The following is a 5,826-nucleotide window of genomic DNA, read 5'->3' as shown; positions in this document are numbered from 1 at the left end:
ACCGCGCCAGCTACCCCGAGCTGCAACGCTATCTGGAAAATATACTCGAGGCTACCAGCCCTGAAGAAACCGTCGGTATCACCGCGTCTTGAGACGGCCTGCGTTGTTGTCGTTTTCGGGGGGGGGGAAATGTTAAGTTATTAAGTTTTAGGTGTTACGCAGGGGGGGGGCGCTGGGTTTTGGGTGCAGATGCTTGACAGGTTGTGTGTTAATGCTATCATAGAGCATGAAGGTTTTTAAAATTACAAAACGGGGGGCGGTGTTATTATGGAAGCAATCAGACAGATAGTCGATTTGGAAAAATTGGGTTCTGTAATAAATATTCCCAAAGATTTTAAGTATACCAAAGTTGAGGTAATTATTTTCCCCGCTGATGATCCTGTACAAAAAGAAAAGGAAAAATTTATCCCTGAAACTTTTTATGGAATCAGTTCCATATCCGATCCGGCAGAAGCTGTCCGGAGCATGCGTGATGAATGGAACCGGATATGAAATATCTGATCGATACAAACATTTTAATTTACTATTTTAATGGTTCTTTATCCGTTCCGGCCAAAGAAAAAATCACAGCGATGCTCACTGATGATTATAATATTTTCATTAATGGAATTTTTGGGTTTCAGTCGGTTTGATTTCAGAGAAAAACAAGAGGCCGCCAAATTTATTTCTTTTGCAAATGTTCTACCTTTGAGTGAAGCAGTTGTTGAACGAACCATTCAGTGAAAACAGTCCGCAAAAATTATATTACCCGATGCCATTATTGGCGCAACCGCATTGTCCCATAATCTGACCCTTGTAACACATAATGTCAAACAGGAGTTTAAGAGTTGAGCCGCATATTTCATAATTATAATAGCAAATTCAGCGCGTTAGTCACTTCCATACAGTAAGACCCTCCCTTCATTAACTGAAATTTTATCATAAGTTATAAAAAATCAAGACGATACGTAATTATGCTCTTGACATGTAAGACCCTATTTGATATGGATAGGCATGGCACATTTCCACATCAAGAAGAAAAAAGGAAGACCCTACTTGTACGTTCGCGAAATTGCTCGTGTCGACGGCAAACCGAAAGTAGTGTCCCAGGTCTATCTCGGCTCCCCGGAAAAGGTCGCGGCTCTTGGTAGCGGTCAAGCTCAAGAGTTATCTGAGCTTCGTGTTGAGGAGTTCGGTGCTCTATGGGTTGCCCTTGAAATTGACCGGGGCATTGATCTTTGCGGCATCATCAATGCTGTGGTTCCACGGGGAGCTCGGGAAAAAGGGCCGTCGCTTGGTGATTACTTCCTGTACTGTGTCTTGAATCGAATGGTAGAAGCAGTAAGCAAGAATAAACTGGCAGATTGGTACAAAGGAACGGCTATCCAGCAACTCCGACCGGTTGATCTCAGTGAGCTTACAAGTCAACGATATTGGGACAAGTGGGATCGCGTCAGCGAGAGTGCGTTGAAAGAGTTCGCCCTTATGTTTTTTGAGCGTATATGGAAGAGGGAGAGCCCCTCCTCCGATTGTCTTTTATTTGACACGACGAACTACTACACCTTCATGGCAAGCCATACGGACTCTGATCTTTCCCGGCGGGGAAAGAACAAGGCTGGGCGACATCATCTTCGCCAGGTCGGGCTTGGCCTTCTTGTTGCCAGAGATTCCAAGCTTCCTCTCCACTGGTCAGTCTATCCGGGCAACCTCCATGACAGTAAGCAGTTCGAGGCGGTCATGGATGAGATGTTCGGGGTTGTCTGCGGCCTTAACAACACTAAAGAACGCCTCACTGTTGTTATCGACAAGGGCATGAATGCGGAAGGTAATTTTTCCTGGATAGACGAGCATCCCAGGATTCACTTTATCACCACCTATTCGACGTACTTTTCCCAGGACCTTGCCGCCACGCCACTCGACCGGTTCGACATTGTCGACCTGGCCAAGAACGAACGATTGATGCAGGATGATCGTCGCGAGGACTGCCTGAGGGCGTATCGCACCAAAGGTGAATATTGGGGAAAAGAACGGGCGGTTGTCGTAACCTATAACCCTCGAACGGCCCGCAAGAAACAGTACACCTTTGAGAGCAAACTCGACACGATTCGCCAGGAACTACTTATGATGCGCACCAAAGTACGGCAGGAGCGGCCTCATTGGCGCAACGCCGATGCCGTAAGGGAGCGATATCTGCGACTCTGTGAAAGACTGCATGTCGCCTCGGACCTTTTTGTGTTGCGCTTCAATCAATCGGCAAAAGGCCTTTCCATGAGTTTCAGAAAGGATCCCTACAAAATGAAGCAGAAACAAGCGATGTTTGGGAAGAACATCATTATCACAGACAACACGGATTGGACAACAGCGGAAATCGTCCAAGCCAGTCTGGATCGATGGCAGGTGGAAGACCAGTTCCGCCTGAGCAATGATGAGGATTTAGTGGGTGCCCATCCATTTCGCCACTGGACCGATAGCAAGATCCGGCTACATCTTTTCACCTGCGTCGTTGCCATGACCTATCTGCGAATACTTGAAAATCGACTCGCCAGTAAAGGTATTCGGCGTACGGCAAAAGATGTCATGGCTGACATGCAGCGACTTCATTCAGTGTTGTCACTAAGGAAGGGGGCAAGAAACCCTGAACGTCGCCTGGAAAATCCCAGTGAGACCCAAGCCGAAGTCCTAAAGGCCCTTGGTTACCGAATCAGCAGCGATGGGGTCTTACGCAGCACGTCCACTTAAACCCTTACTGGGCGGGGCTTTCAGGCATTTTTGCTTGATGAACTCTTAAACTCCTGTATAAGGTTCGCTCAGAACGGAACGGTCAATGTATCAATTTTTTCAGGCTCGCCATGCCACGGAATATGCAACGGTAAAAGCCTGGGGTATTGCAACGCAACACCTGGCAACTCCTTTATGATTATCATTCGTCCTTTTTGGCATTTGGGGCAACAGCCGATATCGGCACCGGTCAACCTGGGTCAAAAGGGGTCAAGTCTTTCTTTGTTTTTTGATGATTTATTTACATAATGGACCTTATGCGGCTATACTGACATGAATATTTTGGTGCCACGAATTCGAAGTCCCTTTCTTAACCGTGCCCAGATATATTAGATGCCTCCATACTTACTTAATTACCTTATGACACCCATAAAGTTGACGTAAGATCTATTATGCGGCATACTCAGCATGATAGACATGGAATCAAAAAGTGTTTAATATGTAATTATGTTGCGAAATTATAAACGACCATTTGTTCAATTTATCAAAAAAGCTCATAAGCCCCTAAAGCTGGCAATTGAGGACGCTGTTGACTATGTGTGTGCAACTCCGGATATAGGGGAACTCAAGACGGGGGATTTGTCCGGAATCAGAGTTTATAAATTCCGATTCAACCGTCAGCAATATCTAATTGCATATAGATTGCCATCGCAACCAGAAGAAGTTGAGTTTCTGATAATTGATTTTTACCAGGTAGGTACGCATGAGAATTTCTACAATTCTCTGAAACGTTATTTGAAGCAGGGTGCCGACTGAGGAGAAATATCATGAGTATACCAATGACCGCCGAAGATCTTTATATTGAAATGGAAAAAATGCCTTTGAGTGAGCGGAGTCGATTCTTTCAGTTGCTTGCCAGCAGGGCCTTTCGCGATGACAATTACACCCATGACCAGGTGTTTGGATCGGTTCATAGTGAACCGTTTTCGGTCCCCGAGGCCGCTGAATACCTTGAAATATCTGTTCCAACATTACGCCGCTACGTACAATCCGGCAAGCTCAGACCTGCTCAGATAGTCGGACGCAACCAGCTATTCGATGCCGCCGACCTGCGTTTACTAAAGCGCAATAAAGAAGCTGCCAGGCAACGCTAGCCCAACTTTGTGACTCAAAACAATAAATTCCTGCAAACTAGGAGTAACTATAGGACAAGTAACTAACTATAGGACCCCCACAAAGTTACATGGAGGGTCAAGGTTTTGCATGGCCCTTGGTAGTTTGTTTACATAATAGGCCTTATGCGGCTATACTGACATGAGAAAATTTGCAGAGTGCAGGCGAGAGTAATAGTGTTAGAGTATGAGACTTAATTTTTGGATTAGATAAGCACGATTTTTATAGGATTGTTTTTCTCATGCCTGTTTTGTCAATTTTCTTCGGTATAGTTGTGCGAATGTGGCATGATGATCACGCACCACCTCATATTCATGTGCAATACCAGGGGTTCGAAGCATTGGTACACATTGAAGATGGGGTAGTTTACAAGGGACGCCTGCCTCGAAAAGCAGCTTCTCTTGTTAAAGAATGGTGTTTGAATCATCAAAACGAGCTGTTGATAAACTGGGAAAAAGCCCAAAACTACGAGCCGTTGGAGCATATACAAGGGGCCGATTATGATTAAAATTATACATTGCGCATGGAAAGAAGATTTTATGATTTATCTGGAGTTTTCTGACGGCACGCAAGGCTATTTCGATTTGGGCAAATATTTGTCCACTAGGCAGGGTCCGTTGCTGGACCCCCTTCATAAACCTGATTTTGCAAGGCGGTGTTTTATTGATGCAGGGGCTTTGTGCTGGCCGCATGGCCTGGATTTGTCACCTGAAAGGTTGTATGATGAGTATCTTATTCGCGATGCAGCTTGATATAATCTTTCAGGCAAAGAGGCTAAATTTCGGTTGGTGCCAGATGTTTCTGTAGTGAGGAATGATGGCTTTGATGCTCGCACAATGAGGCACCTGCTTGAGGTTGTAGAGGATAATAGAAATTTTTTAGAGGAAAAATGGTATGGCTATTTCACCTGAAAAGATCTGGTTTGATGAAGATAACCTCTGGGTTATGTTGTCTGACGGGCGTACCATTGGTGCCCCCCTGGCTTGGTTTCCTCGTTTGTTGCATGCTAACAGTAGCAGCCGTCATCATTATGAATTAAGCGTTCACGGGATTCATTGGGATGCACTAGATGAGGACATCAGTGTGCAGGGCCTTCTTTATGGATATGGGGACCAGTCGCACTCAAGGCCCAATCGTGCAGCTTGATGACGATCGCGTGCTTGCTGGCACGATTCCGGGTACCTGACATGGTAGATTGTACTACCGATAACTATAACTATAGTATAACTATAGGACACCCACAAAGTAGTTTACGCAAAGCACGAAGCTTTGTCCTGGGAAAAAACTCAACTCCTGGATTTCTACTTAAAAGTTAGGCATACTTAAGCATTTCAATATTTCCTAAATCCCACCAAATATACCGGATTTTTATACTGGATCACCAACTGAAAGCAAAAATCAGGGAAAAATTACGGAATTTGAACAGAATGGCATCTTTTATGGACGTACGAATCCGGCCATACGGTCAGCGCCAGTATGCAATGATTGCCGTTTGAATTGGCTCAGGTTTTCCAGCCGGACCGGTCAGGCGACTCAGGCCGCCCAGTAATAACTGTGATGAAACCCACCCACCCAGGAAACGGACTTGACATTCTCAAGTTTTCTCTCCGGAAAAGGTATGATAACCGGCGTATTTTCCGGTGCATCCGGCGGAAAATCATTGTTGGTCATATGTGGCCTGGCTGTGTTGTAGTATTCCCTGTATTGCCGGAGCAGCTTGTTGATATGCGTCAGGTTGACCGCTGTAATCAGTGACAGCAGCTCGGTCTGCAACGTCAGATTGAACCGTTCCACCACGCCGTTCTGCCATGGGCATTTGTAGTCGATTCGCCTGACCCTAATGCCCATGTTAGGCAAAGTCAGCTTGACCAAGGGAAGAAAAAGCGAATCCCTGTCCATCACTATTGTTTCAGGTGCAATGTCGTACGGAAAAGCTTCCCGGAGCTGCTGTGACAA

The 5,826-nt window shown here is 45.6% G+C and carries 9 protein-coding genes; 8 read left to right on the top strand and 1 reads right to left on the bottom strand.

The features are described 5' to 3' along the window. Positions 1-267 precede the first annotated feature (267 nt). From L2082_RS18090 to L2082_RS18055, 8 genes are all read left to right on the top strand, one after another. Positions 268-492 carry a hypothetical protein gene (locus L2082_RS18090; protein WP_446012085.1) on the top strand — a complete coding sequence of 75 codons (225 nt, stop codon included), beginning with the start codon at positions 268-270 and terminating at the stop codon, positions 490-492. Positions 493-993: 501 nt separating this feature from the next. Then, entirely contained in the window at positions 994-2,718 is a 1,725-nt protein-coding gene (locus tag L2082_RS18085) for an IS1634 family transposase (protein WP_446012084.1), read from the top strand. A 486-nt stretch (positions 2,719-3,204) separates the two neighbouring features. Next, on the top strand, positions 3,205-3,513 hold the full coding sequence (locus tag L2082_RS18080) for a type II toxin-antitoxin system RelE/ParE family toxin (RefSeq protein WP_446012083.1): 309 nt from the start codon (positions 3,205-3,207) through the stop codon (positions 3,511-3,513). An 11-nt stretch (positions 3,514-3,524) separates the two neighbouring features. Then, entirely contained in the window at positions 3,525-3,851 is a 327-nt protein-coding gene (locus L2082_RS18075; protein WP_446012082.1) for a helix-turn-helix domain-containing protein, read from the top strand. Positions 3,852-4,111: 260 nt separating this feature from the next. Beyond that, entirely contained in the window at positions 4,112-4,378 is a 267-nt protein-coding gene (locus tag L2082_RS18070) for a DUF4160 domain-containing protein (RefSeq protein WP_446012081.1), read from the top strand. After that, positions 4,371-4,622 (top strand): DUF2442 domain-containing protein, encoded by a 252-nt coding sequence (locus tag L2082_RS18065; protein ID WP_446012080.1) that lies wholly within the window; start codon positions 4,371-4,373, stop codon positions 4,620-4,622. Before L2082_RS18070 ends, L2082_RS18065 begins: the two co-directional genes overlap by 8 nt. A 36-nt stretch (positions 4,623-4,658) precedes the next feature. Beyond that, positions 4,659-4,781, top strand: a complete 123-nt coding sequence (locus tag L2082_RS18060) for a DUF4160 domain-containing protein (protein ID WP_446012079.1) — start codon at positions 4,659-4,661, stop codon at positions 4,779-4,781. Then, the gene (locus L2082_RS18055; RefSeq protein WP_446012078.1) at positions 4,765-5,016 is read left to right on the top strand and encodes a DUF2442 domain-containing protein; all 252 of its coding nucleotides are present in this window, start codon (positions 4,765-4,767) and stop codon (positions 5,014-5,016) included. Before L2082_RS18060 ends, L2082_RS18055 begins: the two co-directional genes overlap by 17 nt. A 387-nt stretch (positions 5,017-5,403) precedes the next feature. Here L2082_RS18055 and L2082_RS18050 read toward each other — a convergent pair. Then, positions 5,404-5,826: integrase core domain-containing protein (locus tag L2082_RS18050; protein WP_446012077.1), on the bottom strand; the 423-nt coding region annotated here is incomplete at its 5' end.

Source organism: Candidatus Electrothrix sp. (assembly GCF_052785085.1).
Note: the sequence above shows the minus strand (reverse complement) of the source record. Positions and strands in the feature narration are given on the sequence as shown.